Source organism: Cupriavidus sp. Agwp_2, from assembly GCF_040784895.1.
Classification (GTDB): domain Bacteria; phylum Pseudomonadota; class Gammaproteobacteria; order Burkholderiales; family Burkholderiaceae; genus Cupriavidus.
Window position 1 is genome coordinate 1166970 of the sequence record NZ_CP088084.1, and the last position, 26403, is coordinate 1193372.

The 26403-nt window shown below is 68.4% G+C and carries 25 protein-coding genes and 1 pseudogene; 16 read left to right on the top strand and 10 right to left on the bottom strand.

Annotated features, from left to right (window positions below; translation table 11 throughout):
* Positions 1 to 27: 27 nt before the first annotated feature.
* Positions 28 to 2187, bottom strand: a complete 2160-nt coding sequence (locus LPA45_RS23065; protein ID WP_317923590.1) for a molybdopterin cofactor-binding domain-containing protein — start codon at positions 2185 to 2187, stop codon at positions 28 to 30.
* Positions 2184 to 2669 carry a (2Fe-2S)-binding protein gene (locus LPA45_RS23070; protein ID WP_317923589.1) on the bottom strand — a complete coding sequence of 162 codons (486 nt, stop codon included), beginning with the start codon at positions 2667 to 2669 and terminating at the stop codon, positions 2184 to 2186. The genes LPA45_RS23065 and LPA45_RS23070 overlap by 4 nt, the downstream gene beginning before the upstream one ends.
* 120 nt (positions 2670 to 2789) lie before the next feature.
* Between LPA45_RS23070 and LPA45_RS23075 the strand changes: the two genes are divergently transcribed.
* Positions 2790 to 3692 carry a LysR substrate-binding domain-containing protein gene (locus LPA45_RS23075; RefSeq protein WP_317923587.1) on the top strand — a complete coding sequence of 301 codons (903 nt, stop codon included), beginning with the start codon at positions 2790 to 2792 and terminating at the stop codon, positions 3690 to 3692.
* Positions 3693 to 3744: 52 nt separating this feature from the next.
* Here LPA45_RS23075 and LPA45_RS23080 read toward each other — a convergent pair whose 3' ends face one another.
* Complete coding sequence (locus LPA45_RS23080) at positions 3745 to 4653, bottom strand: LysR family transcriptional regulator (protein WP_116319819.1); 909 nt, start codon at positions 4651 to 4653, stop codon at positions 3745 to 3747.
* 154 nt (positions 4654 to 4807) lie between these two features.
* Between LPA45_RS23080 and LPA45_RS23085 the strand changes: the two genes are divergently transcribed.
* The 4 genes from LPA45_RS23085 (at position 4808) to LPA45_RS23100 (ending at position 8785) form a co-directional block, all read left to right on the top strand.
* Complete coding sequence (locus LPA45_RS23085) at positions 4808 to 5989, top strand: M20 aminoacylase family protein (RefSeq protein WP_317923584.1); 1182 nt, start codon at positions 4808 to 4810, stop codon at positions 5987 to 5989.
* A gap of 25 nt (positions 5990 to 6014) precedes the next feature.
* Positions 6015 to 7031 (top strand): tripartite tricarboxylate transporter substrate binding protein, encoded by a 1017-nt coding sequence (locus LPA45_RS23090; RefSeq protein ID WP_317923583.1) that lies wholly within the window; start codon positions 6015 to 6017, stop codon positions 7029 to 7031.
* Between the two features lie 72 nt (positions 7032 to 7103).
* The gene (locus LPA45_RS23095) at positions 7104 to 8012 is read left to right on the top strand and encodes a DMT family transporter (RefSeq protein ID WP_116319822.1); all 909 of its coding nucleotides are present in this window, start codon (positions 7104 to 7106) and stop codon (positions 8010 to 8012) included.
* A 152-nt stretch (positions 8013 to 8164) separates the two neighbouring features.
* A complete protein-coding gene (locus LPA45_RS23100; RefSeq protein ID WP_317923582.1) occupies positions 8165 to 8785 on the top strand; it encodes a hypothetical protein in 621 nt (206 codons plus the stop codon).
* A gap of 19 nt (positions 8786 to 8804) precedes the next feature.
* On the opposite strand, the gene LPA45_RS23105 is transcribed toward LPA45_RS23100, so the two are convergent.
* Positions 8805 to 9734 (bottom strand): glyoxylate/hydroxypyruvate reductase A, encoded by a 930-nt coding sequence (locus LPA45_RS23105; protein ID WP_116319824.1) that lies wholly within the window; start codon positions 9732 to 9734, stop codon positions 8805 to 8807.
* A gap of 13 nt (positions 9735 to 9747) precedes the next feature.
* A complete protein-coding gene (locus tag LPA45_RS23110) occupies positions 9748 to 10518 on the bottom strand; it encodes a class II aldolase/adducin family protein (RefSeq protein WP_116319825.1) in 771 nt (256 codons plus the stop codon).
* 132 nt (positions 10519 to 10650) lie between these two features.
* Between LPA45_RS23110 and LPA45_RS23115 the strand changes: the two genes are divergently transcribed.
* Positions 10651 to 11343 carry a Crp/Fnr family transcriptional regulator gene (locus LPA45_RS23115; protein ID WP_233528135.1) on the top strand — a complete coding sequence of 231 codons (693 nt, stop codon included), beginning with the start codon at positions 10651 to 10653 and terminating at the stop codon, positions 11341 to 11343.
* 22 nt (positions 11344 to 11365) lie between these two features.
* Here LPA45_RS23115 and LPA45_RS23120 read toward each other — a convergent pair whose 3' ends face one another.
* From LPA45_RS23120 to LPA45_RS23135, 4 genes are all read right to left on the bottom strand, one after another.
* The gene (locus LPA45_RS23120; protein ID WP_116319826.1) at positions 11366 to 12322 is read right to left on the bottom strand and encodes a tripartite tricarboxylate transporter substrate binding protein; all 957 of its coding nucleotides are present in this window, start codon (positions 12320 to 12322) and stop codon (positions 11366 to 11368) included.
* Between the two features lie 73 nt (positions 12323 to 12395).
* Entirely contained in the window at positions 12396 to 13550 is a 1155-nt protein-coding gene (locus LPA45_RS23125) for a mandelate racemase/muconate lactonizing enzyme family protein (RefSeq protein ID WP_116319827.1), read from the bottom strand.
* Between the two features lie 2 nt (positions 13551 to 13552).
* The gene (locus tag LPA45_RS23130; RefSeq protein ID WP_233528143.1) at positions 13553 to 14404 is read right to left on the bottom strand and encodes a 2-hydroxy-3-oxopropionate reductase; all 852 of its coding nucleotides are present in this window, start codon (positions 14402 to 14404) and stop codon (positions 13553 to 13555) included.
* Positions 14405 to 14488: 84 nt separating this feature from the next.
* Positions 14489 to 15295 (bottom strand): HpcH/HpaI aldolase/citrate lyase family protein, encoded by an 807-nt coding sequence (locus tag LPA45_RS23135; protein WP_116319829.1) that lies wholly within the window; start codon positions 15293 to 15295, stop codon positions 14489 to 14491.
* Positions 15296 to 15538: 243 nt separating this feature from the next.
* Between LPA45_RS23135 and LPA45_RS23140 the strand changes: the two are divergent.
* From LPA45_RS23140 to LPA45_RS23165, 6 genes and pseudogenes are all read left to right on the top strand, one after another.
* Positions 15539 to 15724, top strand: a pseudogene (locus tag LPA45_RS23140) (TauD/TfdA family dioxygenase); the annotation flags it as partial.
* Between the two features lie 156 nt (positions 15725 to 15880).
* Positions 15881 to 16162 carry a hypothetical protein gene (locus tag LPA45_RS23145; RefSeq protein ID WP_116319830.1) on the top strand — a complete coding sequence of 94 codons (282 nt, stop codon included), beginning with the start codon at positions 15881 to 15883 and terminating at the stop codon, positions 16160 to 16162.
* A gap of 143 nt (positions 16163 to 16305) precedes the next feature.
* A complete protein-coding gene (locus LPA45_RS23150; protein WP_116319831.1) occupies positions 16306 to 16503 on the top strand; it encodes a hypothetical protein in 198 nt (65 codons plus the stop codon).
* Between the two features lie 119 nt (positions 16504 to 16622).
* A complete protein-coding gene (locus LPA45_RS23155) occupies positions 16623 to 17144 on the top strand; it encodes a hypothetical protein (RefSeq protein WP_116319901.1) in 522 nt (173 codons plus the stop codon).
* Positions 17145 to 17304: 160 nt separating this feature from the next.
* A complete protein-coding gene (gene serA / locus LPA45_RS23160) occupies positions 17305 to 18528 on the top strand; it encodes a phosphoglycerate dehydrogenase (protein WP_116319832.1) in 1224 nt (407 codons plus the stop codon).
* A 196-nt stretch (positions 18529 to 18724) separates the two neighbouring features.
* Positions 18725 to 19084, top strand: a complete 360-nt coding sequence (locus tag LPA45_RS23165) for a hypothetical protein (RefSeq protein ID WP_116319833.1) — start codon at positions 18725 to 18727, stop codon at positions 19082 to 19084.
* Positions 19085 to 19122: 38 nt separating this feature from the next.
* Here the strand turns inward: LPA45_RS23165 and LPA45_RS23170 are convergent, their stop codons facing one another.
* On the bottom strand, positions 19123 to 20118 hold the full coding sequence (locus tag LPA45_RS23170; protein ID WP_116319834.1) for a tripartite tricarboxylate transporter substrate binding protein: 996 nt from the start codon (positions 20116 to 20118) through the stop codon (positions 19123 to 19125).
* A gap of 313 nt (positions 20119 to 20431) precedes the next feature.
* Between LPA45_RS23170 and LPA45_RS23175 the strand changes: the two genes are divergently transcribed.
* The 4 genes from LPA45_RS23175 to napA all read left to right on the top strand — a co-directional run bounded on the left by LPA45_RS23175 (position 20432) and on the right by napA (position 26389).
* Positions 20432 to 23182, top strand: coding sequence for a LuxR C-terminal-related transcriptional regulator (locus LPA45_RS23175; protein WP_317923579.1), 2751 nt, complete (start codon positions 20432 to 20434; stop codon positions 23180 to 23182).
* Positions 23183 to 23320: 138 nt separating this feature from the next.
* Positions 23321 to 23485: a periplasmic nitrate reductase, NapE protein gene (gene napE, locus LPA45_RS23180; protein WP_029044694.1), complete on the top strand. Its 165-nt coding sequence runs from the start codon at positions 23321 to 23323 to the stop codon at positions 23483 to 23485.
* A gap of 85 nt (positions 23486 to 23570) precedes the next feature.
* Positions 23571 to 23897: a chaperone NapD gene (locus LPA45_RS23185; RefSeq protein WP_116319836.1), complete on the top strand. Its 327-nt coding sequence runs from the start codon at positions 23571 to 23573 to the stop codon at positions 23895 to 23897.
* Entirely contained in the window at positions 23894 to 26389 is a 2496-nt protein-coding gene (gene napA, locus LPA45_RS23190) for a periplasmic nitrate reductase subunit alpha (RefSeq protein ID WP_116319837.1), read from the top strand. Before LPA45_RS23185 ends, napA begins: the two co-directional genes overlap by 4 nt.
* Positions 26390 to 26403 lie beyond the last annotated feature (14 nt).

The window sequence follows — 26403 nt, forward strand, 5'->3', positions numbered from 1 at the left end:
CGTCAATAGCCGCTCGCCACGTCGCGACTACGCCAGCGCAAACCCACTCCGCGCCAGCGGCAATGCGCGAACTCGCTCGCCCGTGGCAGCGAACAACGCGTTGGCCAGCGCCGGCGCCAGCGTCGGCACCGCAGATTCACCGACGCCGCCGATGCGCTCGCCGCTTTGCACCAGCACCGCTTCGAATCGCGGTGTCTGCGAGAACGCCAGCAGGGGATAGTCGTGGAAGTTGGATTGCTGCACGGCGCCGTCGCGAATGGTGATAGCGCCCGACAGCGCCGCGCTCAGGCCCCAGATACTGGCGCCTTCCAGCTGGCGCTCGACCGTGGCGGGATTGATCACGGTGCCGCAATCGATCGCATTGACGATGCGGTGTAGCGTGATGCGCTTGTCCTGCACCGACAGCTCCACCACCGTCGCGCACAGCGAGCCCCATGCCTGCGACAGCGCCATGCCCTGGAAGCACCCCGCCGGCGCGCCGCCCCAGCCGGCCTGTTGCGCAAGCCGCCGCAACAGCGTCGCTGCGCGCGGGCGCTCCGCGAGCAGGCCGAGCCGGAACTGCAGCGGATCGGCGCCAGCACGATGGGCCAGCTCGTCGATAAAGCTCTCGGCGAAGAACGTGTTCTGGGTATAGCCCACACCGCGCCAGAATCCGACCGGCACCGCGGAATTGACCATCGCGTAGCGCACCGCCAGGTCGGGCAGCGCATACGGCAGGTCGACCACGCCCTCGACCGATTTCGGATCGACGCCGTTCTTTACGCGGTCCGGGAAATTGCGCACGTAGATGGAGGAGCACGCCAGCCGCGCTTCCATGGCGCGGATGGCAGGTTGCCCGCCGGCCTTGCCGGGTGCCAGCACCGCGCTGAATTGCGCTACCGCGGCCGGGCGATAGAAATCGTGCCGGATATCTTCCTCGCGCGACCAGATCAGCTTGACCGGCTGCCCCGCGGCCTTCGATGCCAGGGCCGCCTGGATAAAGACATCGAACTCCTCGCGCCGGCCAAAGCCGCCGCCGACGAAGGTCGAATGCACGCGAATGCGCTCGGCGGGCAGGCCCAGCACTGGCGCCAGCCGCTGCGCGATTTCGCCGCAGACCTGGGTCGGCCCCCAGATCTCGGCGTTGTCGGCACGCACGTGGGCGGTGGCGTTCATCGGCTCCATCGTCGCGTGCGCGAGGTATGGCACTTCATACTCGGCGGTGTAGACCGGCGCGCCGTGCATCGCGGCCTCGGGGTCGCCGTTGCGCAGCGCCACCGCGGCGGCGCTGCGGGCCGCGTCACGGTAGCGGGCCATCAACGCGTCGTCGGATGCGGGCGCACCTGGTGGCAACTGCCAGTCCGGCTTCAGCGCCTTCAGGCCCTTCTGTGCGGACCAGTAGCTGTCGGCCAGCACCACCACGGCATCGTCGAGCGGCACGACGCGGCGCACCCCGGGCACGGCCATTGCCGGACGCGCATCGACCCGGCGCAGCTTGCCGCCGAACACCGGGCACGCCGTGACCGAACCGACCAGCATGCCGGGCACGCTGACATCGACACCGAACACGGCGGCGCCGCACGTCTTCGGCGGGATGTCGAGCCGGTTGGTAGCGCGGCCGATCAGCTTCCAGTCACGCGGGTCCTTCAGCGCCACGCTGGCGGGACGCGGCAGCGCGGCAGCGCGGGACGCCAGCTCGCCATAGCCGAGCACGCGGCCGGTGGGCCGGTGCTGCACGCTGCCCTGCACCGCGCGGCATTCCGCTGGCGGCACGCCCCAGGTCTGCGCGGCGGCCTCGCGCAGCATCTCGCGCGCGGTGGCGCCGATGCGGCGCAGCGGTTCGAACGACCAGCGCGCCGAGGTGCTGCTCGCGGTGGCCTGCACCTTGAACATGCGGTTGTTGTAGACCGGATCGGTCGGCGCCAGCTCGGCACGCACCTGCTGCCAGTCGCACTCCAGCTCTTCGGCGACGAGCATCGGCGCGGAAGTCATCACGCCCTGCCCCAGTTCGGCCGACGGGACCATGATGGTCACGCTGCCATCGCCGGCGATGCGCAACCAGGCGTTGACATCGTCAGGGTCGCGCGCTGGCAGCGCGAGGGTCGCGCCGGCCTTGGCCAGCGGCAGGTGGAAGCCAAGCACCAGCGCCGCCGGCACGGCGCCGGTGGCCCGCAGGAAGCGGCGGCGGCCAAACGGTTGCGCGCTCATGATTGCGCCCTCTCGTCCGCGGTGCCCGCGCCGCTTGCACGGGCCGCGCGCAGGATCGCGCGTTCGACGCGCGGGTACGTGCCGCAGCGGCACAGGTTGGTCATGGCGGCGCGAACATCTTCCGGGCCCGGTGCCGGCTTCTCCTTCAGCAGCGCGCTGGCCGCCATGATCATGCCCGATTGGCAATAGCCGCACTGCGGCACCTGCTCGACAATCCACGCACGCTGGACCGGGTGGGAATTGTCGGCCGACAATCCTTCGATGGTAGTAATGTCGGCACGCGCCACGGTGCCAACAGGCGTGATGCAGGCGCGCACGGCCTTGCCGTCGACATGCACGGTGCACGCGCCGCACAACCCGGCGCCGCAGCCGAACTTGGTGCCGCTAAAGCCCAGGTAGTCGCGCAAAACCCACAGCAGGGGCATGTCGCGCTCGGCCTCGACGGCATGGCGTTTGCCGTTGATCTTCAGCTGCAGTTTCATGAGGTCTCCTCGGGGAACGCTCCGGCTTCGGGGTGGCCGGTCGGGGAGCCAGTATCGGCCGCGCGGCATGGCGGGACAATCGACTTGTTTTGCCATGACCTGTGAGGCAAGATCACAGCCATGATCCGCCGGCTCCCTTCCATGCAGGTCCTGCAGGCCTTTGCCGCCACCGCGCGCACGGGCAGCATGACGCGCGCGGCCGATGCGCTGTGCGTCACGCATGGCGCCATCAGCCGGCACATCCGTGCGCTGGAGACACTGCTGGGCTGCGCGCTGTTCGTGCGCGCCGGCCGCCATCTGGAACTGACCGCCACCGGCCGCGAGTTGGCCGACGAACTGGACCGCGCGCTGCGCGCGGTCGAGCTGTCACTGGCGGGCGCCGCCGAGCGGCGCGCGCGCGAACGCCAGTCGCTGAACGTCAATGTCAGTCCGGAACTGGCCGGCGCATGGCTGGTGCCGAAGCTGCAGCCACTGCGTGAGGCACTGCCCGGACTCGACCTGTCGATCGCCGCCAGCACCGAGGATCCCGACTTTGACCGCTCCGACCTCGACGTCAGCCTGCGCTACGGCCCCGCGCCCTTCACCGGCTACCAGAACGTGAAGCTGCTGGACGACGACATCATCGCCGTCTGCAGCCCCGCCTTTGCGCAACAGCATGCCGGCATGACCGCCGCCGATACCGCGCAACTGCCGCGGCTGCGGCACGCGCGCTTCCGCTGGGCGCAATGGGCCGCGGCGGCCGGCGTGGTGCTGGACGAACCCGGCGACGGTATCGTGTTCGACTGCCGCGCGCTGCTGATCGAAGCCGCCGCCAATGGACTCGGCCTGGCGCTGACACGGGCGCTGCTGGCACGCGAGGCAATCGCCGCCGGCAGGCTGGTGCAACCGCTGCCGGCCAGCTTCCCGGCGAGCCACAACTGCTATGTCGTCTGGCGCGGCGACAACCCCAAGCAGGGGCTGATCCGCCAGTTCGCGCAATGGTTGCGCGAGGCCGCGGCACCGCCTTCGCGCGTTCAGGCATGACAGAAAGCAGGCTATCCGTTGCATCCGATGCAATGATGCCTGCGGTGCCCGCTCAGATCATGGGGAACGCCTTCATCACATGCCGCAGCATGCTGCTGGCCACCGGCGACAGGTGCCTGCCCGCGCGCGTGATGATATGGATGCGGCTGTTGTTCAGGATCGGGTTGGCCAGCGGCAGCGACACCAGCTGCCGGAACTGCGCGCCCTTCAGCGGCACCGAGCGCGGCGTCAGGATGTAGCCGAGCCCCATCGCGGCGAATTCCCACAGCACCTTGAATGAGTTGGTCACCAGCATCGGCTTCAGCGTGATGTGCTCGTCCAGCTCCGCCGCCTGCACGTGCTTGCGCACGCCGAACGATTCCGCCAGCGCCGCGCCCTGGTGCGCGGCCAGGTCCGCCAGGGTCAGCGCGCGCCGGCGGCGCGCGAGCGGATGGTCCTTGCGGACATGCACGCGGATCGGCGACAGCCGCGAATAGTGCGAACGCAGGCGCACATCGTCAGGCGGCTGGAAGGCGAAGCCGATATGCGCCAGGTCTTCCAGGATATGGCGGACGGTTTCGTCGGTGCCCGCCACCTGGATGCTGCAGGTGACGTCCGGGTGCTTGCTCAGGAAGCCTTGCAGCACCGGCTCCAGCACGAGGTCGACGAAACCCTCGCCGAAGACCAGCTCGATATGGCCGCGCTGGGCATTCTTCAGGTTGTTGACCTCCGCCAGGAAGGTGTCGTTGAGATCCTGCTGGCGCCGCGCGAACAGCGCCAGCAGGCGCCCGGCGTCGGTGGCGACCACGCCGCGCCCGCGCCGCTCCAGCAGCGTCAGGCCGGTGTCCTGTTCCAGCTTGGCCACGGCTCGGCTTACCACCGAGGGATCCAGTTCGAGTACCTCCGCCGCGCCGCGCACGGTGCCGGTTTCAATGATCTGCAGCAGGCACATCGCCCGCTTGCGGTCCAGCACGTCATCCATGTCTTTGCTCCCCCTTTGCCAGGTCCTGCCCCCGGTCGAGCCGGGCCGTTTTTGGATTGTTGCTATTTATACAACGTTTCTGCCCAAACATTGTCATGGATGCGGCGGCCAAGGGCGTAGAGAATAGGCCGGAATACCACGTACGCCGACAACCATGACCCAGCCCCCAACCACCAGCCTGCGGCAGGCCGTCCAGGCCATCGCGCCGGAGTTCGTCCGCATCCGCCACCAGATCCACGCCCATCCCGAGCTCGCCTTCGAGGAGCGCCGCACCAGCGACCTGGTCGCCGAACAGCTGGCGGCGTGGGGTTACGCGGTGCATCGGGGCCTGGGCACGACCGGCCTGGTCGGCACCCTGCGCAAGGGCGACGGCACCAAGGCACTCGGCATCCGCGCCGACATGGATGCGCTGCCGATCCAGGAGCAGACCGGCCTGGCCTACGCCAGCACCATCGCCGGCAAGATGCACGCTTGCGGCCACGACGGGCACACGGCGATCCTGCTGTGCGCGGCGAAATACCTGGCCGAGTCAGTCGATTTCAACGGCACGCTGAACCTGATCTTCCAGCCGGCCGAGGAAAACGAAGGCGGCGCGCTGCGCATGCTGGAGGACGGCCTGTTCGAGCGCTTCCCGTGCGACGAGGTCTACGCGCTGCATAACTCGCCGGGAATGCCGGTCGGCCAGATCGGCGTGATCGCCGGCCCGGCGATGGCATCGTTCGACCGTGCCACGGTCACGCTGCGCGGCCGCGGCGCGCATGGCGCCATGCCGCACCACGGCATCGACCCGATGCAATGCGCGGCCAGCATCGTGCTGGGCCTGCAGTCGATTGTCAGCCGCGAGATCGATGCCCTGAAGTCGGCGGTCATCACGGTGGGCTCGATCCAGGCCGGAAGCACCTACAACGTCGTGCCGGAAAACGCGACCATCAAGATCGGCGTACGCACGCTGGACCCCAAGGTGCGCTCCCTTGTGGAAACGCGCATCCGCGAATTCGTCGCGGCACAGGCGCAGAGCTACCAGATGCAGTCCGAGGTGGCCTACGAACGCAAGTACCCGGTGCTGGTCAATCACGCCGGGCAGACCGAGTACGCACGCCAGGCTGCCATCCGGCTGGTGGGCGCCGGCAACGTGGTGGAGCGCCCGCCGGTGATGGGCAGCGAAGACTTCGCCTACATGCTGGAGCAACGGCCCGGTGCTTATATCCGGCTCGGCAACGGCCTGGGCGAGGACGGCGGCTGCATGGTCCACAACCCGCTGTACGACTTCAATGACAAGGCCTTGCCCGTGGGCGCCGCATTCTGGGCGCACCTGGCGCAGAGCTACCTGGTTTGAGCACCGCCTTTTTTCGGGAGTCTTCATGCATTCACTGAACCGCCGCCGCTTCCTGCAACTGGCCGGCTGTGCCGCCGGCAGCTCGGCACTGGGCACACTAAGCGCAATACCCGCGCTTGCCGCTGAAAGCTTTCCCGCCCGGCCGCTGGCGCTGGTGGTGCCGTATCCGGCCGGCGGAGCCAGCGACACCTCCGCCCGGATTTTCGGCGAATCGATCGGCAAGAGCGTCAGGCAGCAGGTCGTGGTCGAGAACTACGGCGGCGGCACCGGCCTGATCGGCGCCAACAAGGTGCTGGCCGCACCGGCCGACGGCTACACCTTCTTCCACGGCTCGATCAACGAGGTGTTCCTGGCTCCGCTGCTGAACCCGTCCGCGCGCTACAAGCCGCAGGACTTCATGCTGGCCGCGCCGATCAGCGACGCCAATATCGTGCTGATGGTCAGGAACGGCCTGGCCGCCGACAGCCTGGACAAGTTCCTCGATCTCGCGAAGCAGAGCAAGGCCAAGCCGCTGACGTATGCCACCGTCGGCATCGATTCGATCTATCACCTGATGGGCGACGCGCTGGCCGCCAGGCTCGGGGCACCGCTGCTGCACGTGCCGTACAAGGGCGGCGCGCCGGCGCTGCAGGGGCTGGCCGGCGGCGAGGTCGACTTCGCTATCCTGCCTTACCAGTCGAGCTTCGACGCCATGCAGCAGCAAGGCAGGCTGCGCATCCTGACCAGCTTCTCCAGGGCACTGCCGCCGGCGCTGAAGCACATCCCGCTGATCTCGCAAAGCAAGCAGATTCCCGACTTCGAATACACCATCGGCGGCGGCTACTTCGTCAAGGCCGGCACGCCGGCGGACCGGGTCGCGGTGCTGCGCAAGGCGATTGGCGAAGCGCTGGCCAAGCCGGATATCCTGGGCAAGCTGGAGGCGGAAGGACGCACCGTCGCCAAACCCATCGACAGCCAGGCGCAGGCGAACCAGGCATTCGACCAGTACATGACGCGGGTCACGCAGCTGATCCGCAGCGTGGGACGCAAGACCAACGCCTGATTTGCGGCCCCGCCGCTGCGGACCTTGCCAGTGTTGGCGGATAATGCGCGATCCGCCAACACCCCCTTCGCCATGCAAGCAATCCGCGCCGGTTCCGGACGCATCGACTGGACCACCCTGTTCCTGCTGACCTTCCCGCCGCTGAGCTGGGCCGGCAATGCCATCGTCGGCCGCCTTGCGGCGGGCACGATACCGCCGATCACGCTGAACGCCGTGCGCTGGGTGCTGGCCGGCCTGCTGCTGGCGCCATTCGCCTGGCGCGGCGTGCTGGAACATCGTGCGGCGCTGCGCCGGCACGCCGGCGTCATCATGGCCATGGGCGTGCTGTCCATCGGCAGCTATAACGCGCTGCAGTACCTGGCGCTGACCACGTCGACGCCGATCAACGTGACGCTGATCGGCGCGTCCACGCCGCTCTTTCTGATCGTGATCGGCGCGCTTTGCTTCCGCGAACGGGTCAAGCCACTGCAAGTCGCGGGCGCCCTGCTGTGCCTGGTCGGCGTGTCTTTCGTGCTGGTGCGCGGCGAGCCCGCGCGGCTGGCCCAGCTCGACCTCGTGCCCGGCGACCTCTACATGCTGGCGGCCACCATCGCCTGGAGCGCCTACACCTGGCTGCTGCGCAAGCAGCGGCCCGACGTACCTCTGCCGGTCCTGCTGTTCGCCCAGATCGTCGCCGGCGTGCTGGCGAGCGCGCCGGTGACGGCATGGGAACTGATGGCGCAGGAGCAGCCGCTGCCATGGAACGGCAAGGTCGCCGCGATCCTGCTCTACGTGGCGACGATTCCGTCGCTGCTGGCCTACTTCGCCTGGGACCGCGCCATCGCACGCGCGGGCGCGCAACTGCCGGTGTTCTTCATCACGCTGACACCGGTGTTCGCGGCGCTGCTGTCGACGCTGCTGCTGGGCGACTGGCCGCGCTGGTACCACGGGGTCGGGCTCGCAGCGATCGGGGCGGGGATCTGGCTGGCGCAGCGGCGGTAAGCGGCTGGGTAAGCATCGCGCCCTGCCCGACCGGCGAGTTGTAGAGTTCGTGCCCGGTGAACAGGCGGACCCTACAGACGCGCAAGGGAAAGCCGTAGAATCCGCGGTAACCTATCGATCCCCCACATAGTGAATCCGTTCCGCACCTGAAGATGAAGAAGGCTTTCCCTCACTGCGCCGCCCTGCTGGCCGCGCTTGCAGCATTTGCCGCGCATGCCGCCCCGCAGGCAGCGGCCACCGCCACCGCCCCTACGACTACCGCCGCCACCACCGCTGCCGCCTCCAACACCGCGGCACCGCTCGGCCTGGAGCTCGGCAAGTCAAAATGCACGCGGCTCGCCCCGGCCGAAAACCACGCCCGCACCGGCAAGTCCGAATGGGCAGGCGGCGATACGGTGGAACTCAAGCGCCTGGAGCGCTTCCACCTGGCCGGCCTGACGCGCGTGACGCTGAACTGCGACGCGCAGGATACGGTGGCGCTGATCACCATGACCTTCGACCGTACGGCGCTGGAAGACGTGCGCGGCAAGCTCGACGCGCGCTACGCCTCGCTGCGCAAGACCGAGGCCTCGGCCGGGAACGGCTATGCGGAATGGGGCGCCGCCAACGGCAGCCTGGAGTTGCTCTACGGCCGCGACGGCAAGCACTTCACCGTGGCCTACTGGGCCCGCAACGCCAAGGCAAAGTACTTTTCGTACAGCGGCGCCGGCAGCAAGCCAGCCGCCGCGGCCGTACCTGCAGCGCCGGCAGCGCCGCAGCCCGCGCCGCTGTAACGCAACGCGGGCGCGCCGCTCAGTAGCCGGCCTGCCGGTCCACCTGGTTCAGCAGCGGCCGGCCGTCGCGCGCGCGGCGCAGGTTCTCGATGCACTGCTGCGCCACCAGCTCGTAGGAAGGATCGGCGGCAATATGCGGCGTCGCTTCGATGCGCGGGTGGGTCCAGATCGGATCGTCGGCTGCCGGCGGCTCCTTGGCGAACACGTCCAGCGCCGCGCCGCAGAGGTGGCCTTCGTCGATCAGCGCGAGCAGGTCGGCTTCGACCACATGCTCGCCGCGCCCCACGTTGATAAAGTAAGCGCCCTGCGGCAGCCGCGACAGCGTCTTGCGGTCGAGCATGCCATTGGTCCGCGGCGTCAGCGGCAGCGTGCAGACCAGGATATCGGTCTGCGCCAGCATGGCGTCCAGCCCGTCGTCGCCGGTGAAGTCGGCCACGCCGGGCAGGTGCTTGGCGCTGCGGCTCCAGCCCGCCACCGGGAAGCCGATGGCGGCGAACATGCGCGCCACCTCGCTGCCGATCTCGCCCAGCCCCAGCACGCCCACGCGGCAGCGCTCCAGCGAACGCCCGCGATGGCGCTTCCATTCGCCGCTGCGCTGCTGCCCGGCATACACCCCCAGCTCGCGGGTATGGCGCAGCGCCATGGCGAGCACGAAGTGGGCGATGCCGGTCTGCTGGCCGGGATCGACGATGCGCGTGACCGGCATGCCCTGCGGCAGGTCCGGCGCGGCCAGCAGCTTGTCGACGCCGGCAGTGGCGGCGCAAACCAGCCGCAGCTTCGGGTAGGCGGGCACCACGCCGGGCTTCAGGCCCCAGGCGATGATGGCCTCGACCTCTTCCGGCACGGCAGCCTCGCGGCCGTTCCAGACAGTGATATCCGGCGCCGCCTCGCGCAGCAGGGCGGTGATGGGGACCGCCATGAACGACGGCAGGTGAACAAGGATGGCCATGGTCAGTTGCTGCTCAGTTGCGATAGTCGGGGTTGATGCGGTCGAGCCGGCGCAGCAGGCCCGGCCAGGCCAGGTTGGAGCCCTTGCCCTTGGTGGCCTGGCGCGCCTGCTGGCCCATGTTGGCGCTGGCGGCTTCAGGCACCAGGGTCAGCGGCGTGCCGCCGCTCTGCGCCAGGATCTGGATGCGGCAGGCCGACTCCAGCGTGTACATGGTCAGGAAGGCATCTGACACGGTGCGCCCGCACGTCAGCAGGCCGTGGTTGCGCAGGATCATCTGCTTGCAGCGGCCCAGGTCGGCCACCAGCCGCGCCTTCTCGTCCTCGCGCAGTGCCACGCCTTCATAGTCGTGGTAGGCCAGCCCGGTCAGCGCGAACATCGACTGCTGCGAGATCGGCAGCAAACCCGCCTGCTGCGCGGAAACGGCAACGCCGTGCGAGGTATGGGTGTGCATCACGCAGCCGACTTCGGGGCGCGCTTCGTGCACGGCGCTGTGGATGATGAAGCCGGCCGGGTTGACGTCGTACGGCGTTTCCAGCACGGGCTGGCCTTCATGGTCGACCTTGACCAGGCTCGACGCAGTGATCTCGTCGAACATCATGCCGTACGGATTGATCAGGAACTGGTCCGGCGCATCGGGCACGCGCGCCGAGATATGCGTGAAGATCAGGTCGTCCCAGCCGAAGTGGGCCACCAGCCGGTAGGCCGCGGCGAGGTCGACGCGCATTTGCCATTCCGCGTCGGAAACGCGGTCCCTTACTGAATCGACGAGCTGGATCTGCGCCATCTGCGTGGGTCTCCCGGGGGTGAGTTCTGTGAAGTAGCCCGGGCATTGTCGCGGCGCACCGTGCCAAAGTCTGTTAAGTAGTAGACAATCTCGGCTCCACCGGAAGGGCACTGGAAGGCATTGGGAGAACACGTGGCAAGCAATGTGAAGCGCATCGAACCCGCGCGGCCGCTGCCGCGCAGCGTGCTGGCCAGCGGCTGGCTGCGCAATGCGCCGCCAGGCGTGCTCGACGCCGTGGCCGCCGCCGCACGCCGGCTGCGCTTTGCCGATGGCGAGATGATCTTCGCGCGCGGCGATCCGCCGACTTACTTCTGCATGGTGGTGTCGGGGCGCGCGCGCATGAGCCGGGTCAGCAGCGCAGGGCGCGAGTCGGTGTATTCGGTGATCGGGCGGGGCCGCTGGTTTGGCGAGATTTCGCTGCTCGATGGCAAGCCGCGCACGCATGACGCCTTCGCGGTCGGCAATACCGAGTTGCTGGTACTGGACCGGCGCGCGTTCGGCCAGATCCTGGCGCAACACCCGGAGGGGATGCAATTGATCGTGCAGCAGATCTGCGCGCGGCTGCGCGTGGCCTTCGACCACGCCGAGAGCGCGGCGCAGGCGCCGGTCGATGCGCGCATGGCGGCGCGGCTGCTGGAACTGGCCGACCGCACCGAGCACGTCGTGCATATCAGCGCCGAAGACCTGGGCGACATGGTCAACCGCTCGCGCCAGACCGTGGCCAAGTACCTGCAGGCATGGGAAGACGCCGGATGGATCCGGCGCCAGTACCGGCAGATCGAACTGCTGGAGCCGGGGGCGCTCAAGCGGCTGGCACGGCGCTGAGCATGCCCCGGGATCAGCGGCCTCAGTCAGCCGTGATCTTGCCCACCTCGATCACCTTCTTCCAGCGCGCATACTCCGACGCCTGGAACGCCGTGAACTGCTCCGGCGTATTGGCGACGATCTCGAAGCCCAGGTCGAGCAGCTTGGGCTTGACTGCCGGGTCATTAAGCGCCGCGACCACGGCGGCATGCAGCTTGGACTTGATCTCCGGCGGCAGCCCCTTGGGCGCGGCCACGGCCTGCCACGAGTAGACCGTCACGCCCTTCACGCCCGACTCTTCCATGGTCGGCACGTCAGGCAGGATCGGCGAGCGCTTGCTGCTGGTGATGGCCAGCGCGCGCAGCTTGCCGGCCTTGATATGCGGGATCGCGGTGTTGATGTTCATGAAGGTGGCATCGACCTGCCCGCCCAGCAGGTCATTCAGCGCCGGCGCGCCGCCCTTGTAGGGCACGTGCAGGCCGGTGGTGCCGGTCTGCTGCCAGAACAGCTCGGCGGTCAGGTGGTCGCTGGTGCCGTTGCCCGCCGAGGCAAAGGTCATCTTGTTGGGATGCGCCTTCTCGTAGGCAATCACGTCCTGCAGGCTCTTGTGCGGCGAGTTGGCGGGAACGGCCAGCACGTTGGGCGCCTGCACCGCCACGCTGATGTAGTCGAAATCCTTGAGCGGATCGTAGCCGGCGTTCCTGGTCAGGTGCGGGCCGATCACGAACGGGCCCAGCGAAGACACGAACACCGTGTAGCCATCGGCCGGCGCGCGCTTGACCATGGCGGCGCCGATCATGCCCGCCGCGCCCGGCTTGTTGTCGACCACGAAGCTGCCGCCGAACTGCGCCTGCATCTTGGCGCCCAGGATGCGGGCGACGTTGTCGCTGGAGCCGCCCGCGGGGAACGGCACCAGCAGCGTGACGGGTTTTTCCGGCCAGGCGGCGTGCGCGGTGGCCATGGCTGCACCGAGCAGCAGGGATGCGATCAGCTTTTTCATGGGTTGTCTCCTGTGTGCTGTGCGTCTTGTGTCTTGTGTCTTGTGCTTGTGTCTGGTATGTCGTGCTTGCGGCTTACGGCTGCTGGCCGAATTCCGCCTGCTGGCGCGTCCAGGCCCTGGCCTGTTCGCTTAGGCTCAGGCCCAGCCCCGGCGCGGTCGGCACCTGGATGCGGCCGTTGCTGATCTGCAGGCGCTCGTTGAACAGCGGCTCGAGCCAGTCGAAATGCTCGACCCACGGCTCGCGCGGATACGCCGCGGCAAGGTGCACGTGCAGCTCCATCGCAAAATGCGGCGCGAGCATCAGGCCTGCGTGCTCGGCCAGCGCCGCCACCTTGAGGAAGGGCGTGATGCCCCCTACCCGCGGCGCATCGGGCATCAGGTAGTCGGCGGCGCGGTGGCGGATCAGGTCCCAGTGCTCGGCGGCGCTGGTCAGCATTTCGCCGGTGGCGATCGGGGTGTCGAACTGCGTCGCCAGCGCGGCGTGGCCCTCGTGGTCGTAGGCGTCGAGCGGCTCTTCGATCCACACCAGGTTGAACGATTCAAAGGTGCGGCACATGCGCTGCGCGGTCGGGCGGTCCCATTGCTGGTTGGCGTCGACCATGATCGGCACCGCGTCGCCCAGGTGCTCGCGCACCGCGGCCACGCGCTTGATATCGAGCGCGCCGTCGGGCTGGCCCACCTTGAGCTTGATGCCGCCGATGCCGCGCTCGACCGACGCCGCGGCATTGACCATCAACTGGTCCAGCGGGGTATGCAGGAAACCGCCCGAGGTGTTGTAGCAGCGCACCGCATCGCGATGAGCGCCCAGCAGCTTGGCCAGCGACAGGCCGGCGCGCCGGGCCTTAAGGTCCCACAGCGCCACGTCGAAGGCACCGATGGCCTGCGTCGACAGGCCGCTGCGGCCAACCGAAGCGCCCGCCCAGCACAGCTTGTCCCACAGCCGCGCGATATCGCTCGGATCCTCGCCGATCAGCGCCGGCGCAATCTCCGCCGCGTGCGCGAACTGGCCGGGGCCGCCTGCGCGCTTGCTGTAGCTGAAGCCCAGCCCCTCGTGGCCGTTGGCGGTGCGGATCTCGGCGAACAGGATCGCCACCTCGGTCATCGGCTTCTGCCGGCCGGTCAGCACCTTGGCGTCGCTGATCGGCGTGGCCAGCGGCAGGTAGCTGGAAGACAGCCGGATCCAGGCGATGCTGTCGGCGGGTTGGCTGGAGGTCGTGGTTGCAGTCATGTTCAGGATCCGATTTCGTGGTTGGCCATCAGCTCCAGCGCGCGCACCATTGCGGAATGGTCCCAGCCAGCGCCGCCATGGCTCACGCACGCGTTGAACAGCTCCTGGCAGGTCGCCGTATTGGGCAGCGACAGGCCCATTTCGCGCGCATTGGACAGCGCGAGGTTCAGGTCTTTCTGGTGCAGCCCGATGCGGAAGCCGGGCTCGAAGGTGCGCTTGATCATGCGTTCGCCATGCACCTCCAGCACCTTGGACGAGGCAAAGCCGCCCATCAGCGCCTGGCGCACGCGCGCCGGGTCGGCGCCGGCCTTGGCTGCGAACAGCAGCGCCTCGGCCACGGCCTCGATGTTCAGCGCCACGATGATCTGGTTGGCGACCTTGGCGGTCTGGCCGGCGCCGTTGTCGCCGACCAGCGTGATGTTCTTGCCCATCAGCTCGAACAGCGGCCGCACGGCCTCGAAGGTGGCTTCGGGCCCGCCCACCATGATCGAGAGCGTGCCGTTGCGCGCACCGACCTCGCCGCCGGACACCGGCGCATCGAGGTACTGGCAGCCCAGCGCATTGATGCGGCTGGCGAATTCCTTGGTGGCGATCGGCGAGATCGAGCTCATGTCGACCACGGTCTTGCCCTCGCCCAGGCCAGCGGCGATGCCGTCTTCGCCGAACAGTGCCGCTTCCACGTGCGGGGTGTCGGGCACCATCAGGAAGATGACGTCGGCGCCCTGCGCCACTTCGCGGCCCGACGCGCAGGCGATGCCGCCCAGGTCCACCAGCGCCTGCGGCGCGCCACTGCGGCTCGACAGCCTGACTTCATGCCCGCCGGCGATCAGGTTCTGCGCCATCGGGCTGCCCATGATGCCAAGACCAATGAATCCGAGTTTCACGTTTTGCTCTCCTTGCGTTCGGTACGGTTCGGTGTTGTATGTAGCCAGGCGGGCTTAGTAGCCGCCGCTGTCGGGCGCCGGTGCTGCGGTCTGCTGTGACTGTCCGGCGCGCATCTCGGCCATGACCTGCTGCGCGCCCGCGGCCATCAGCCGCGCATCGGAGCCCACCGTGACGAAGCTGAAGCCTTGCCCGATGCGGCGCAATGCGGCCGCCGGCGCGCCGTTATGAACGCCCGCGACCCGCCCCTTCGCCCTGGCACGGGCCACCACGTGCTCGATCGCCTGTGCCACGGGCGGGTCGACGTCATCGAAGGTAGGCCGGCAGCCCAGCGCGAGCGACAGGTCGGACGGGCCGATATAGACGCCGTCGAGCCCGTCGACCGACAGGATCTCGTCCAGGTTTTCCAGCCCCTGCCGGGTCTCGATCATCGCCAGCACCACCACGGTGTCATTGGCATGCTGCGCGTAGTCGGCGCCGCCATACAGCAGCCCGCGGATCGGCCCGAAGCTGCGCGCGCCCAGCGGCGGGTAGCGCGTGGCGGCCACCAGGCGCTCGGCATCGGCGCGGGTGTTGACCATCGGGCAGATCACGCCGTATGCGCCGGCGTCGAGCACCTTCATCAGGATGCCGGGCTCGTTCCACGGAACGCGCACGACCGGCACGGTGTCCGTGGTCGAGATCGCGGTCAGCAGCGCCAGGGCATCGGCATAGTCGAGCGCGCCGTGCTGCAGGTCGACGGTCAGCGAGTCCCAGCCCTGGTGGGCCATGGTCTCGGCGGCAAAGGCACTGGGGATGGACAGCCAGCCATTGACCACGGCCTGGCCTGCCGCCCACATCTTCCGGATCCGGTTCTCGCGCATCTTGGGTCTCCGCAGGGCTAACGTAATACGTTGTCGTACAACATTTTACGAGGTTACGGCAAAGATTGTGCTGGGGATTACCCCGGTATCGTCAAGCTATCTGGTGCGCGATGTGCCATATGGTGCCCCTTACCTCCGCAAATTTGGCCGGCGTAAACCGTTATCCCTGCTCAGATCCTCTTGGTGTGATTTGCTCAATGTCATAGGATGACTGATGACGAAAACGCGCCGAACACCTCAAACAGCGTTGCATTCTGGGACAACCGCGCCACCGCGCACCTGGCGCCGTCCGATATCTTCGACCTCGATTTCGACCGCGAGCTGTACCGCGTGACGCTGGTGGGCGATGTGCCGGTGGGGCCGGACGGCAAGCCTTCGACGGCGATCGAGGGCGACCCGGTACTGGCGGCGCACGGCGCGGCGAGCTAGCGGGCCGGTGGCCAGCCTTCACACACGAACCTGGCCGCCGATTAACAATCGATTACACCCGCGGACCGGGAGCTCGACTATGCTCCCGTGGCCCGCACGATGCCGCGACACATCCGTCTGCCGCGCGCCGTACGGCACCGACGACCGGAACTTCCCATGCACCGCCTCCCCGCCCTTCCCCTCGTTGCCGCCGCGCTGCTCGCTGCGGCCTCAGGCATCGCCCATGCGCAGCACGTTACCGGCGGCATGGGCGAGCCTGTCAGGATCGGGGCATTCTCCGCGCCGGGGGAGCGCATCGACGGCGAACGCCGGCTGACTGCGCCTCGCGCGTCCGGCCAGGCCAGGACCGGGCTGGCACGCCGGCAAGGCACCGCGGGCCAGGCAGTCCGTCCAACCGGCGCGCCGCCCGCCCGGCTGCCGGGCCGGCACCTGCCCTAACGCGGCCCGGATATTCCCGCACGCATCCGAGGCGCCATGCCCGGCGCCGGGAGCGGCTCGCCTATTCACCATTCCTTACAATTGACGACAGGTCGACGCATTATCCTCGTGCGCATTTGGATCCCCACAACAAGGAGAAATCGATGAAATCCGTCCTGGCCCTGCTCGTCGCCTGTAGCGCCCTGCTCGGCGGCTGCGTGGTTGCCCCGTATGACAGCTACGGCGGCGGCGCCGGTCCCGGCTGCCCGCCGGGCCAAGCCAAGAAGGGCAACTGCCGCGTCGACCAGTACGGCAACGAGTCCTTCTGCCCTCCGGGACAGGCCAAGAAAGGCCGCTGCTGATCGTCACGGCAGCGCCCGGCGTCCCCACGTACCGGGCACCTGTTGCGCCGGCCATCGCACTGGCCGGAGAATGGCGGATGCGGGCATGACGCCCGCAGGAGAACGCCATGCAGCTTCGCATGCAACTTCGGCTGGCCGGCCGCCTTTGCGCGGCCGCATGGCTGGCCGGCACGCTGGGGGGCTGCGCCACGCTGCAGCCCGTACAGACCGGCCAGAAGTTGATCGGCAGCCCGGAAAGTGCCGTACAACAGACTTTCGGGCCACCCACCGAGACCTTCCGCCTGGCCAACGGCACCACCCGCTGGCTGTGGTCGCGCCAGCCCTTCGGGCATGAGGTCTACGCCGCCGATTTCGATGCCGGCGGCAGGCTCACCAGCTACCGCCAGATGCTGACCGAAACGGAGGTCTACCGTGCCCAGGTCAATGTCTGGACCAAGAAAGACATGCAGGAGCATTTCGGCCTGCCCCGCGAACCCATCCAGTACTACCCCCTGATGAAGCGCGAAGCGTGGTCGTGGCGGATGTACAAGGACGGACTGCAGAGCGCGCATTTCAGCGCCTACTTCGATGACGGCGGGGTGCTGCGCCAGACCATGATCATCGTCGACCCGCTCGGCGGCGACTCGCGCCGCTCGCGCTGAACCGGCACGGGGCAACGCACGGGCCCATTGCCCCCGGCACGGCGGTGCCAATGCCGGTGTCATTGCCGGTGTCATTGCCGGCAGCAGGGACTCCCCGGGGCCCGTGCCGTTTTGCGCGCAGAATGGAGGGTATACCCATCCCTCCAGGCGGAAAACGAACGTGACCACTGCAATCCTGCTCGAGAACATCCACCAGAGCGCCAACGCACGGCTGGCTGAAGCCGGCCTTCAGGTCGAGCGCCGTGCCGGCGCACTGGCCGGACCTGAATTGCGCGAAGTGCTGGCCAGCCACGATGTGGTCGGCATCCGCTCGGCCACGCACCTGCGCGGCGACGATATCCGCAGCGCCCCGGGCCTGCTGTCGATCGGCTGCTTCTGCATCGGCACCTCGCAGGTCGACCTGGAGGCCGCCACGCACGCCGGCATCCCGGTATTCAACGCGCCCTTTTCCAACACGCGCTCGGTGGCCGAACTGGTGGTGTCCGAAGCGGTGATGCTGCTGCGCCGGATCCCCGAGAAAAACACGCTGGCGCATGCCGGCAAGTGGGCCAAAGGGGCCAGCGGCGCCTTCGAGGCGCGCGGCAAGACCATCGCCATCGTCGGCTACGGCAATATCGGCTCGCAGGTCGGCGTGCTGGCCGAGTCGATGGGCATGCGCGTGGTCTACTACGACGTGCTGGCGCGGCTGTCGCACGGCTCCGCGCGTGCCGCGGGCTCGCTCGAGGAAGCGGTGTCGCAGGCCGAGGTCGTGACGCTGCACGTCCCGGCCACGCCGCGCACGAAGAACATGATCGATGCCAGCGTGCTGGCCGCGTTCAAGCCCGGCGCGATCCTGATCAATGCCTCGCGCGGCAGCGTGGTCGACATTGCCGCGCTGGCCGAGGCGCTGCGCGAAAAGCGCCTCGGCGGCGCTGCCATCGACGTGTTCCCGCAGGAGCCCAAGACCAACAATGATCCCTTCGTGAGCGAGCTGCAGAACCTGCCCAACGTCCTGCTGACCCCGCACGTCGGCGGCAGCACCGAAGAGGCGCAGGAGAATATCGGCGCCGAGGTCGCGGCCAAGCTGGCGCACTTCCTCGCGACCGGCGGCACCATCGGCGCGGTGAACTTCCCCGAGGTCGATCCGGGCCCGCTGCAGGCACCGGCGCGACTGCTCAACGTGCATGGCAACGCGCCGGGCGCGCTGGCCGCGCTCAATACGCTGCTGGCGCAGGAAGGGGTCAACATTACCGGCCAGCACCTGCAGACGCGCGGCACCACCGGCTATGTGGTAACCGATCTCGACCGCGTGCCATCCGAGCAGCTGATGCAGGCGCTGCGCACGCACGCCGGTTTCGCACGCTCGCGCCTGATCCTGCGGCAAGGCACTGGCGAGGCTGGCTGAACCCGCCCAGGGCGCCTTCGCGCCCTGCGCTCCGCTCGCCGGAACAATAGTCACAGCATTGTTCCAAATCTCTGGAAACGGCTATTGCGGCCACTATCATCAAGCGGCGCATGTACTGTCCCTTCCAGTCGTGCAGTGGCAGCACCGCATTGCTCGGGGGCTTGCATCCGCACCACACCGACAGCGGAGTGATGACATGAGATCAATGAAACGAAGCGGGGCAGTTCCCGGCATCACCGGGCAGCTGATAGCGGGTGGAGTCCTGGCGCTGGCGCTGGCCGGCATCGCGGCGGCGCAAACGGGCACGATCAGGTTTCGCGGCGCCATCGCCAATCCGTCATGCGGCTTCGCGCCTGCGGCGACACAAGTGCAGGCGCGCTGCATCGATGCATCGGGACGGACGGTCTCGGCGCCAGTGCCGATGAAGCCGGTGCGCGCCAGCGCGCATGCGCATGTCGCCACGGCAAAGATGCGCGTGGAGCCGGTGTTCCGCAGCCTGCTTGGCGGGCGGCGCGGCAAGCCGGACGGCTACGTGATGGTGGTGACTTACCAGTAGGCGTGTCACACGGGCGGCACGGCCGCCCGTTCTTTCGTTCAATCGAGCCGGATATCGGAGGCGCGGATCGCCTCGGCCCAGTAGGCCTGCTCCTGCTTCACCACCTCGGTGAACGCCGCCGGCGATGACCCCTTCAGCGAGATGCCAAGTTCGACCATGCGCGCGCGCAGCTCGGCGTTGGTCAGCACGCGATTGACGTCGACCGACACCTTGTCGACGATGGCGCGTGGCGTTCCCGTCGGCGCGAACAGGCCGATCCATCCCTGCCGCTCCAGGCCCGGCACGCCGCCCTCCTGGAACGTCGGCACGTCGGGCAGCAGCGGCGAGCGCGCGTGCCCGGCAACGGCGATCACCTTGAGCTTGCCGGTGCGCGCATGCTGGCGCGCCGACACCGCGGCCACCATGCCGGCAGGCAGCTGGCCGCCGAGCAGGTCGTTGAGCATCGGCCCCTCGCCCTTGTAAGGCACGTGGGTCAGCTGCACGCCCGCGTTGCGGCCGAAGATCTCCATGTAGAGGTGCCCGCTCGAACCCAGCCCGTACGAACCGTACGGCAGCGGCTTGCCAAGCTTGCGGATGTAGTCGACCAGTTGCCTGACATTGGCCGCGGGCACGTCCGGCTGCACCACCAGCGCGAGGTGCGACGTCGCCAGTTCCGAGATCGGCGCGAAGTCGCGCACCGGGTTGAAGGTGGCCTTGGTATAGAGGCTGGGCGCCTGCACCAGCCCGGTCAGCGCGAACAGCAGCGTATAGCCGTCGGGGTCGGCCTTGGCCACCATGTCGGCACCGATCATGCCGCCGGCGCCGGGCCGGTTGTCGACCACCACCGCCTTGCCCCACGCCTTGGCCAGGCCATCGGCGATGGCGCGCGCGGCCACGTCGCCGGTGCCGCCCGCGGCGTACGGCATCACGATACGCACCGTGCGCCCCGGGTAGGCCGCGCCCTGCGCGCGTGCCGTCCAGCCGGTGCCTCCCAGTGCCGCGCCCGCGACGCCAAGACCCAGTTGCCGCAGTACCCTGCGCCTGCCTTGCTGCATTGCTTGTCTCCTTGGTTTCCTGTCATGGGCCGGCGGCATCCGGACAGCGCCCGTGCCGACCTGTGCTGCGCCACGCTGCCGGCCGGCCTCTGCGGGCCGCTCCGGGGAGGTGTCGGTATTGAACCCTGCTGCGCACCCAGCGGGAGTGCGGGCCACTTTAGGCGCAGCGCGCGGCAGTGTCGTCCATCGAAAGAAGCAAAATCCCGCCCGCGGCCAAATTCGTCCAAACGAACTAGGACGCAACCCTGAGGCACGTGGAAGAATCGGCCCCACTCCAGCCCCCGCCCGCGCTCCGGGCGCCCCAGGATCGTCCTTGCACCTGCCTGCCCTTCATGCCACTTCCGGTGCTGTCCCGGCCCGGCCCGCCGTCCTTGCCTCCAAGCTCGCCCCGCCGGTGGCGCATGCGACGATGCTGCACCGCCCGCATCTGGTGGCGCAGATGGCCGAGGCGCGCGCGGCACGCGTGATCGTGCTGCGCGCCGCCGCCGGCTTCGGCAAGACCACGCTGATGCAGCAGTACGCCGCGCATTGCGCGGCGCAGCATCACGCGGTCGCCTGGCTGCGCCTGGATGCCGGCGACAACGACCTGGAGCGCCTGCTGGTGCACCTGGAATCGGGCCTGGCGCCATTGCGCGGCCCGCGCGGGGGCACTGCCGAGCCGGGTGCCAGCGGGCCGCGGCTGGCGCATACCCTGCTAGAGCGGGTGGGCAACGCATCACAGCCGTTCGCGATCGTGCTGGATGACCTCGAAACGCTGCATGGCGCGCCCGCGCTCGACTTTTTGCAGCAGCTGATCGCGGCGCTGCCGCCGTGCGGCACGCTGGTGGCCGGGTCCCGGGCGACGCCGGAGCTCGGGCTGGGCCGGCTGCGCGCGCGGGGCCAGCTGCTGGAGATCGCACCGGCGGCGCTGCGCTTTTCGCTACAAGAGACCTCCGGGCTGCTACGCGACCGCTGCGGCCTGCCGCTGCGCGACCACGACATCGCCACGCTGCATCGCGGCACCGAGGGCTGGGCCACCGCGATCTACCTCGCGGCGCTGTCGCTGCAGCAACGCAGCGACCACGCGGCCTTTGTCGCCGCGTTTTCCGGCACGCACCTGGAGCTGGGCGAGTTCCTTGCCGAAGACATCCTGGCGCGGCAGTCCGATGCCTGCCGTGCCTTCCTGCTCGATACCAGCGTGCTCGGCCAGCTCAGCGCACCGCTGTGCGATGCGCTCACCGGCCGCGGCGACGCGCGCCAGATGCTCGATCACCTCGAACGCGCCAACCTGTTGCTGTTCCCGCTTGATGCCGAGCGCAACTGGTACCGCTACCACCGCCTATTCGCCAGTTTCCTGCAGCACCGGCTGTCCGCGCAGGCACCTGGCCGCGCGCCGCAGCTGCATCTTGCCGCCGCACGCTGGTACCTGGCCAATGGCTACCCGGTGGCGGCCGTGGATCACCTGCTGCAGGCCGGCCACCACGACGAGGCGCTGGCCGCGATCGCCAGCGAATCCGGCACGCTGCTGGCCACCGGCCGCGTGCGGCTGCTGCTGCGCTGGTTCGACCAGGTGGCACCGGCGGCGCTGGCGCAGCAGCCCGCGCTGGCGCTGACGCGCGCCTGGGCCCTCCTGCTCAACCGCCGCCACGGCGAGGCGATGGCGGCGGTCGAGCCCTTCCTGGCGCAGGGAGCGGATGCCGATACCGGCCTGGCCGTCGAGGCGCAGACACTGCACTGCGTGGTGCTGGCCATGGCCGACCGGGTCCACGCCTGCCGCGACGCCGCCGCAACCCACCTGCACCGGCTCGCGCCCGATGACAGCTTCCAGTACTGCATCCTGGCCAACTCGCTGGCCTATGCGCTGATCTGCACGCACCGCTACGACGAGGCCCGCAGCGTGCTGTCGCGCGCCATGCAGCGCGCGCCACGCCCGCTGCCGATGCGCGGCATCACCGACAGCCTGGAAGGCGTGATCGACCTGGTGCAAGGCCGGCTCGGCAATGCGCTGGCGCGCTTTCGCGCAGCCTCCGGCGGCAGCTGGGGCGGCTGGAGCGCGGCGCCCGGCGAAGTCACTGGCGGCAAGCCTTCCAGCGACATCTGCCGGGCGCAGTCGCTGTACGAGCACGACGCCGTCGACGAAGCCGCGCGCCTGCTCGCCGACGCGCTGCCGTACAGCAAGGGCAATGGCCCGCCCGACGCACTGATCGCCTGCCACGTGCTGAGCGCCCGCGTGGCGCTGTTGCGCGGCGACCGCGGCCAGTGGCTGCAGCGCCTGGCCGAGCTGGAGCAGCTCGGCCAGCAGGCCGACGTCGCGCGCGCGGTGTGCTCGGCATGGCTGGAGCGCGCGCGCGTCGCCACGCTGGAAGGCCGGCTAGAAGCCGCCGCGCAGGCGGTGCGTGCCGCGCAGCTCTACGGCGCCTGGGAAGCCGACGACGCCGCCGGCCACGCCAACGATATCGAGCGGCCCACCGTGGCGCGCTGCCGCCTTGCCATCGCGCAAGGCGAGTTCGCGCAGGCTCGCGATCTGCTTGAGCCCGCCATCGCCGCTGCGCTGGCGCACCAGCGCTACTGGCGCCTGATCCGCCTGCGCCTGCTGCGCGCCGCCGCTCTCGACGGCCTGGGCCAGCGCGAGGCGGCACTGCAGGATGTCACCGAGGCACTGCGGCTGGCGAGCCATGAAGGCTTTGTGCGCAGCTTTTTGGACGAAGGCGAGCGCGTGGCCGCGCTGCTGCGCGACTGGGCCGCCACGCACCTGCAGCAAGCCGCGGCGCTGGGCGTGGCGGCGCCGTTCGTGGCCAGCCTGCTGGCGCGGCTGGGGCAAGGCCCGGATGCCGGTACGCAGGCAAGCGCGCTGGCGGCCGAACCGCCCACGGCCAGGGCAGGATCGGCCGATCCGCTGACCGCGCGTGAACTCGAGGTGCTGCACATGCTGTCGGCGGGATACCGCAATCGGGTTATCGCGCAAAAGCTGTTCGTCTCGGAACTGACGGTCAAGTCGCATCTGCGCCGCATCCATGCCAAGCTGGGCGCGCAGAGCCGCACCGAGGCGGTCGCGCTGGCGCGTGCGCGCGGGCTAATTGCGTAGGACATTGCATCAGGCCTTGCCCAAGCCGCCAGAACGCCGCACGAGTGCAGTCTTGACACCTTCGACTGCGCTACCTTTAATGGTGTTACGCATCAGGTGCATCGCCCTGACCATGTTCACCGATTACGTCGAGCCATGATGGAAACCGGGGAAGTCCACGATCCGCAGCGCAAGAAGGAAGAACTGCGCAGCTTCCTGTTCCTGACCGCCGTGATGGTGCCGGTGTTGTCCGTCATCGTCGTGGCAGGCTATGGGTTCATTGTCTGGATGACCCAGCTGGTCAGCGGCCCCCCGACGCACTAAACGCGTGGCGCGCCATGGGCGCGATGTTTTTAGATAAAAACAAGCTGCAGCACAGACTGAAACGGCATTGAACCGGAGCTTCCGCATGCCCGCAGCCAGATGTGCGATCCCCATCCAGCCGCTGCCCGCCAGCGACGAGTGGCATATTGCCGGCATCGTCGTGCATGCGCATCCGGCCAGCGTGGCGCAGGTACGCAGCGCCATCGAAGCCATTACCGGCGCCGAAGTCCACGCCGCCAGCGATGCCGGCAAGCTCGTGGTCACCATCGAAGCGCCCACCTCGCGCGCCATTGCCGCGAACCTCACCTACCTCCACCAGCTCCCCGGCGTGCTGTCGGCCGCGCTTGTCTACCAGCACAACGAAGACGCCGAAGCCATGAGCGAGACCATCTACGAGGAGGGCGCAAGATGAACATCTCACGCCGCGATTTCATCAAGCAGACCGCTGTCGCCGCGACGGCATCGGTGGCCGGCGTCACGCTGCCGGCCGGCGCCGCCAACTTTGTCACGGACAGCGAGGCCACCAAGCTGAAATGGTCCAAGGCGCCGTGCCGCTTCTGCGGCACCGGCTGCGGGGTCACGGTCGCGGTCAGGGACAACAAGGTCGTCGCCACGAATGGCGACCCGCAGGCCGAGGTCAACAAGGGGCTGAACTGCGTCAAGGGCTATTTCCTGTCGAAGATCATGTACGGCCAGGACCGGCTGACCAAGCCGCTGCTGCGCATGAAGAACGGCAAGTACGACAAGAACGGCGAATTCGCGCCGGTCACGTGGGAGCGGGCCTTTGACGAGATGGAGCAGCAGTTCAAGCGCGTGCTGAAAGAGAAAGGCCCGACCGCGGTGGGCATGTTCGGTTCGGGCCAGTGGACCGTGTGGGAAGGCTATGCCGCGTCCAAGCTGTACAAGGCCGGCTTCCGCTCCAACAATATCGACCCCAACGCGCGGCACTGCATGGCTTCCGCGGTGCAGGGCTTCATGCGCACCTTCGGCATGGACGAGCCGATGGGCTGCTACGACGATTTCGAAGCCGCCGATGCCTTCGTGCTGTGGGGCTCGAACATGGCCGAGATGCATCCTATCCTGTGGACCCGCATCACCGACCGGCGCCTGAGCCACCCGAAGACGCGCGTGGCGGTGCTGTCCACCTTTACGCACCGTTCCTTCGACCTGGCCGACATCCCAATCATCTTCGCGCCGCAGACCGACCTGGCGATGATGAACTACATCGCCCACTACATCATCAAGAACAACAAGGTCAACAAGGACTTCGTCAACAAGCACACGGTCTTCAAGGAAGGCGTGACCAACATCGGCTACGGCCTGCGTCCGGAGCATCCGCTGCAGAAGGCGGCCAAGAACGCGGCCGATCCCGGCGCCTCGCGCCCGATCACGTTCGACGACTTCGCGCGCTTCGTGGCCAAGTACGACGCCGATACCGTCAGCAAGCTGTCGGGCGTGCCCAAGGCCAAGCTCGACCAGCTTGCCGAGCTCTATGCCGATCCCAACGTCAAGGTGATGTCGCTGTGGACCATGGGCTTCAACCAGCATACGCGCGGCAGCTGGGCCAACAACATGGTCTACAACCTGCACCTGCTGACCGGCAAGATCGCCACGCCGGGCAACAGCCCGTTCTCGCTGACCGGGCAGCCGTCTGCGTGCGGCACCGCGCGCGAGGTGGGCACCTTCTCGCACCGGCTGCCGGCCGACATGGTGGTGACCAATCCCAAGCACCGCGAAGAAGCCGAGCGCATCTGGAAGCTGCCGGCGGGCACCATCCCCGACAAGCCGGGCTTCCACGCCGTGCTGCAGAACCGCATGCTCAAGGACGGCAAGCTCAACGCGTACTGGGTGCAGGTCAACAACAACATGCAGGCAGCGGCCAACCTGATGGAAGAGGGCTTGCCGGGCTATCGCAATCCTGCCAACTTCATCGTGGTGTCAGATGCCTACCCCACCGTCACCGCGCTGGCCGCCGACCTGATCCTGCCCAGCGCAATGTGGGTCGAGAAGGAAGGCGCCTACGGCAATGCCGAGCGCCGCACGCAGTTCTGGCACCAGCTGGTCGATGCGCCCGGCGAGGCGCGCTCGGACCTGTGGCAGCTGATGGAGTTCTCCAAGCGCTTCAAGGTGGAGGACGTCTGGCCCGCCGACCTGATCGCGAAGAAGCCGGAATACCGCGGAAAGACACTGTTCGACGTGCTCTACCGCAACGGGCAGGTCGACAAGTTCCCGCTCAAGGAAGTCAGCGCCGAGTACAACAACGCCGAGGCCAAGGCCTTCGGCTTCTATGTGCAGAAGGGACTGTTCGAGGAATACGCCACCTTCGGTCGCGGGCACGGCCATGACCTGGCGCCGTTCAACGCCTACCATGAGGCGCGCGGCCTGCGCTGGCCGGTCGTCAACGGCAAGGAAACGCGCTGGCGCTACCGCGAAGGCAGCGATCCCTATGTCAAGGCCGGCACCGGCTACCAGTTCTACGGCCACCCCGACGGCAAGGCGGTGATCTTCGCCCTGCCCTACGAGCCGCCGGCCGAATCGCCCGACAAGGAATACCCGTACTGGCTGGTCACGGGCCGCGTGCTGGAGCACTGGCATTCCGGCTCGATGACGCGCCGCGTGCCCGAGCTGTACCGCGCCTTCCCCAACGCGGTGGTGTTCATGCATCCGGAAGATGCCAAGGCCATGGGCCTGCGGCGCGGCGTGGAAGTGGAAGTGGTGTCGCGGCGCGGGCGCATGCGCTCACGCCTGGAGACCCGCGGGCGCGACGCGCCGCCGCGCGGGCTGGTGTTCGTGCCGTGGTTCGACGCCAGCCAGCTGATCAACAAGGTAACGCTGGACGCGACCTGCCCGATCTCGCTGCAGACCGACTTCAAGAAGTGCGCGGTCAAGATCGTCAAGGTCTAGCACGGCCGATACAA

What these genes read in the sequence shown, in the direction of transcription:
- LPA45_RS23090 (WP_317923583.1), top strand. Translation starts at nt 6,015, where the DNA reads ATGCATTCACTGAACCGCCGCCGCTTCCTGCAACTGGCCGGCTGTGCC.
- LPA45_RS23155 (WP_116319901.1), top strand. Translation starts at nt 16,623, where the DNA reads ATGCAACTTCGGCTGGCCGGCCGCCTTTGCGCGGCCGCATGGCTGGCC.
- LPA45_RS23120 (WP_116319826.1), bottom strand. Translation starts at nt 12,322, where the DNA reads ATGAAAAAGCTGATCGCATCCCTGCTGCTCGGTGCAGCCATGGCCACC.
- napA (WP_116319837.1), top strand. Translation starts at nt 23,894, where the DNA reads ATGAACATCTCACGCCGCGATTTCATCAAGCAGACCGCTGTCGCCGCG.
- LPA45_RS23130 (WP_233528143.1), bottom strand. Translation starts at nt 14,404, where the DNA reads ATGGGCAGCCCGATGGCGCAGAACCTGATCGCCGGCGGGCATGAAGTC.
- LPA45_RS23100 (WP_317923582.1), top strand. Translation starts at nt 8,165, where the DNA reads ATGAAGAAGGCTTTCCCTCACTGCGCCGCCCTGCTGGCCGCGCTTGCA.
- LPA45_RS23135 (WP_116319829.1), bottom strand. Translation starts at nt 15,295, where the DNA reads ATGCGCGAGAACCGGATCCGGAAGATGTGGGCGGCAGGCCAGGCCGTG.
- LPA45_RS23165 (WP_116319833.1), top strand. Translation starts at nt 18,725, where the DNA reads ATGAGATCAATGAAACGAAGCGGGGCAGTTCCCGGCATCACCGGGCAG.
- LPA45_RS23105 (WP_116319824.1), bottom strand. Translation starts at nt 9,734, where the DNA reads ATGGCCATCCTTGTTCACCTGCCGTCGTTCATGGCGGTCCCCATCACC.
- LPA45_RS23085 (WP_317923584.1), top strand. Translation starts at nt 4,808, where the DNA reads ATGACCCAGCCCCCAACCACCAGCCTGCGGCAGGCCGTCCAGGCCATC.
- LPA45_RS23170 (WP_116319834.1), bottom strand. Translation starts at nt 20,118, where the DNA reads ATGCAGCAAGGCAGGCGCAGGGTACTGCGGCAACTGGGTCTTGGCGTC.
- LPA45_RS23110 (WP_116319825.1), bottom strand. Translation starts at nt 10,518, where the DNA reads ATGGCGCAGATCCAGCTCGTCGATTCAGTAAGGGACCGCGTTTCCGAC.
- LPA45_RS23145 (WP_116319830.1), top strand. Translation starts at nt 15,881, where the DNA reads ATGCACCGCCTCCCCGCCCTTCCCCTCGTTGCCGCCGCGCTGCTCGCT.
- LPA45_RS23070 (WP_317923589.1), bottom strand. Translation starts at nt 2,669, where the DNA reads ATGAAACTGCAGCTGAAGATCAACGGCAAACGCCATGCCGTCGAGGCC.
- napE (WP_029044694.1), top strand. Translation starts at nt 23,321, where the DNA reads ATGGAAACCGGGGAAGTCCACGATCCGCAGCGCAAGAAGGAAGAACTG.
- LPA45_RS23150 (WP_116319831.1), top strand. Translation starts at nt 16,306, where the DNA reads ATGAAATCCGTCCTGGCCCTGCTCGTCGCCTGTAGCGCCCTGCTCGGC.
- LPA45_RS23095 (WP_116319822.1), top strand. Translation starts at nt 7,104, where the DNA reads ATGCAAGCAATCCGCGCCGGTTCCGGACGCATCGACTGGACCACCCTG.
- LPA45_RS23075 (WP_317923587.1), top strand. Translation starts at nt 2,790, where the DNA reads ATGATCCGCCGGCTCCCTTCCATGCAGGTCCTGCAGGCCTTTGCCGCC.
- LPA45_RS23125 (WP_116319827.1), bottom strand. Translation starts at nt 13,550, where the DNA reads ATGACTGCAACCACGACCTCCAGCCAACCCGCCGACAGCATCGCCTGG.
- LPA45_RS23080 (WP_116319819.1), bottom strand. Translation starts at nt 4,653, where the DNA reads ATGGATGACGTGCTGGACCGCAAGCGGGCGATGTGCCTGCTGCAGATC.
- LPA45_RS23065 (WP_317923590.1), bottom strand. Translation starts at nt 2,187, where the DNA reads ATGAGCGCGCAACCGTTTGGCCGCCGCCGCTTCCTGCGGGCCACCGGC.
- LPA45_RS23185 (WP_116319836.1), top strand. Translation starts at nt 23,571, where the DNA reads ATGCCCGCAGCCAGATGTGCGATCCCCATCCAGCCGCTGCCCGCCAGC.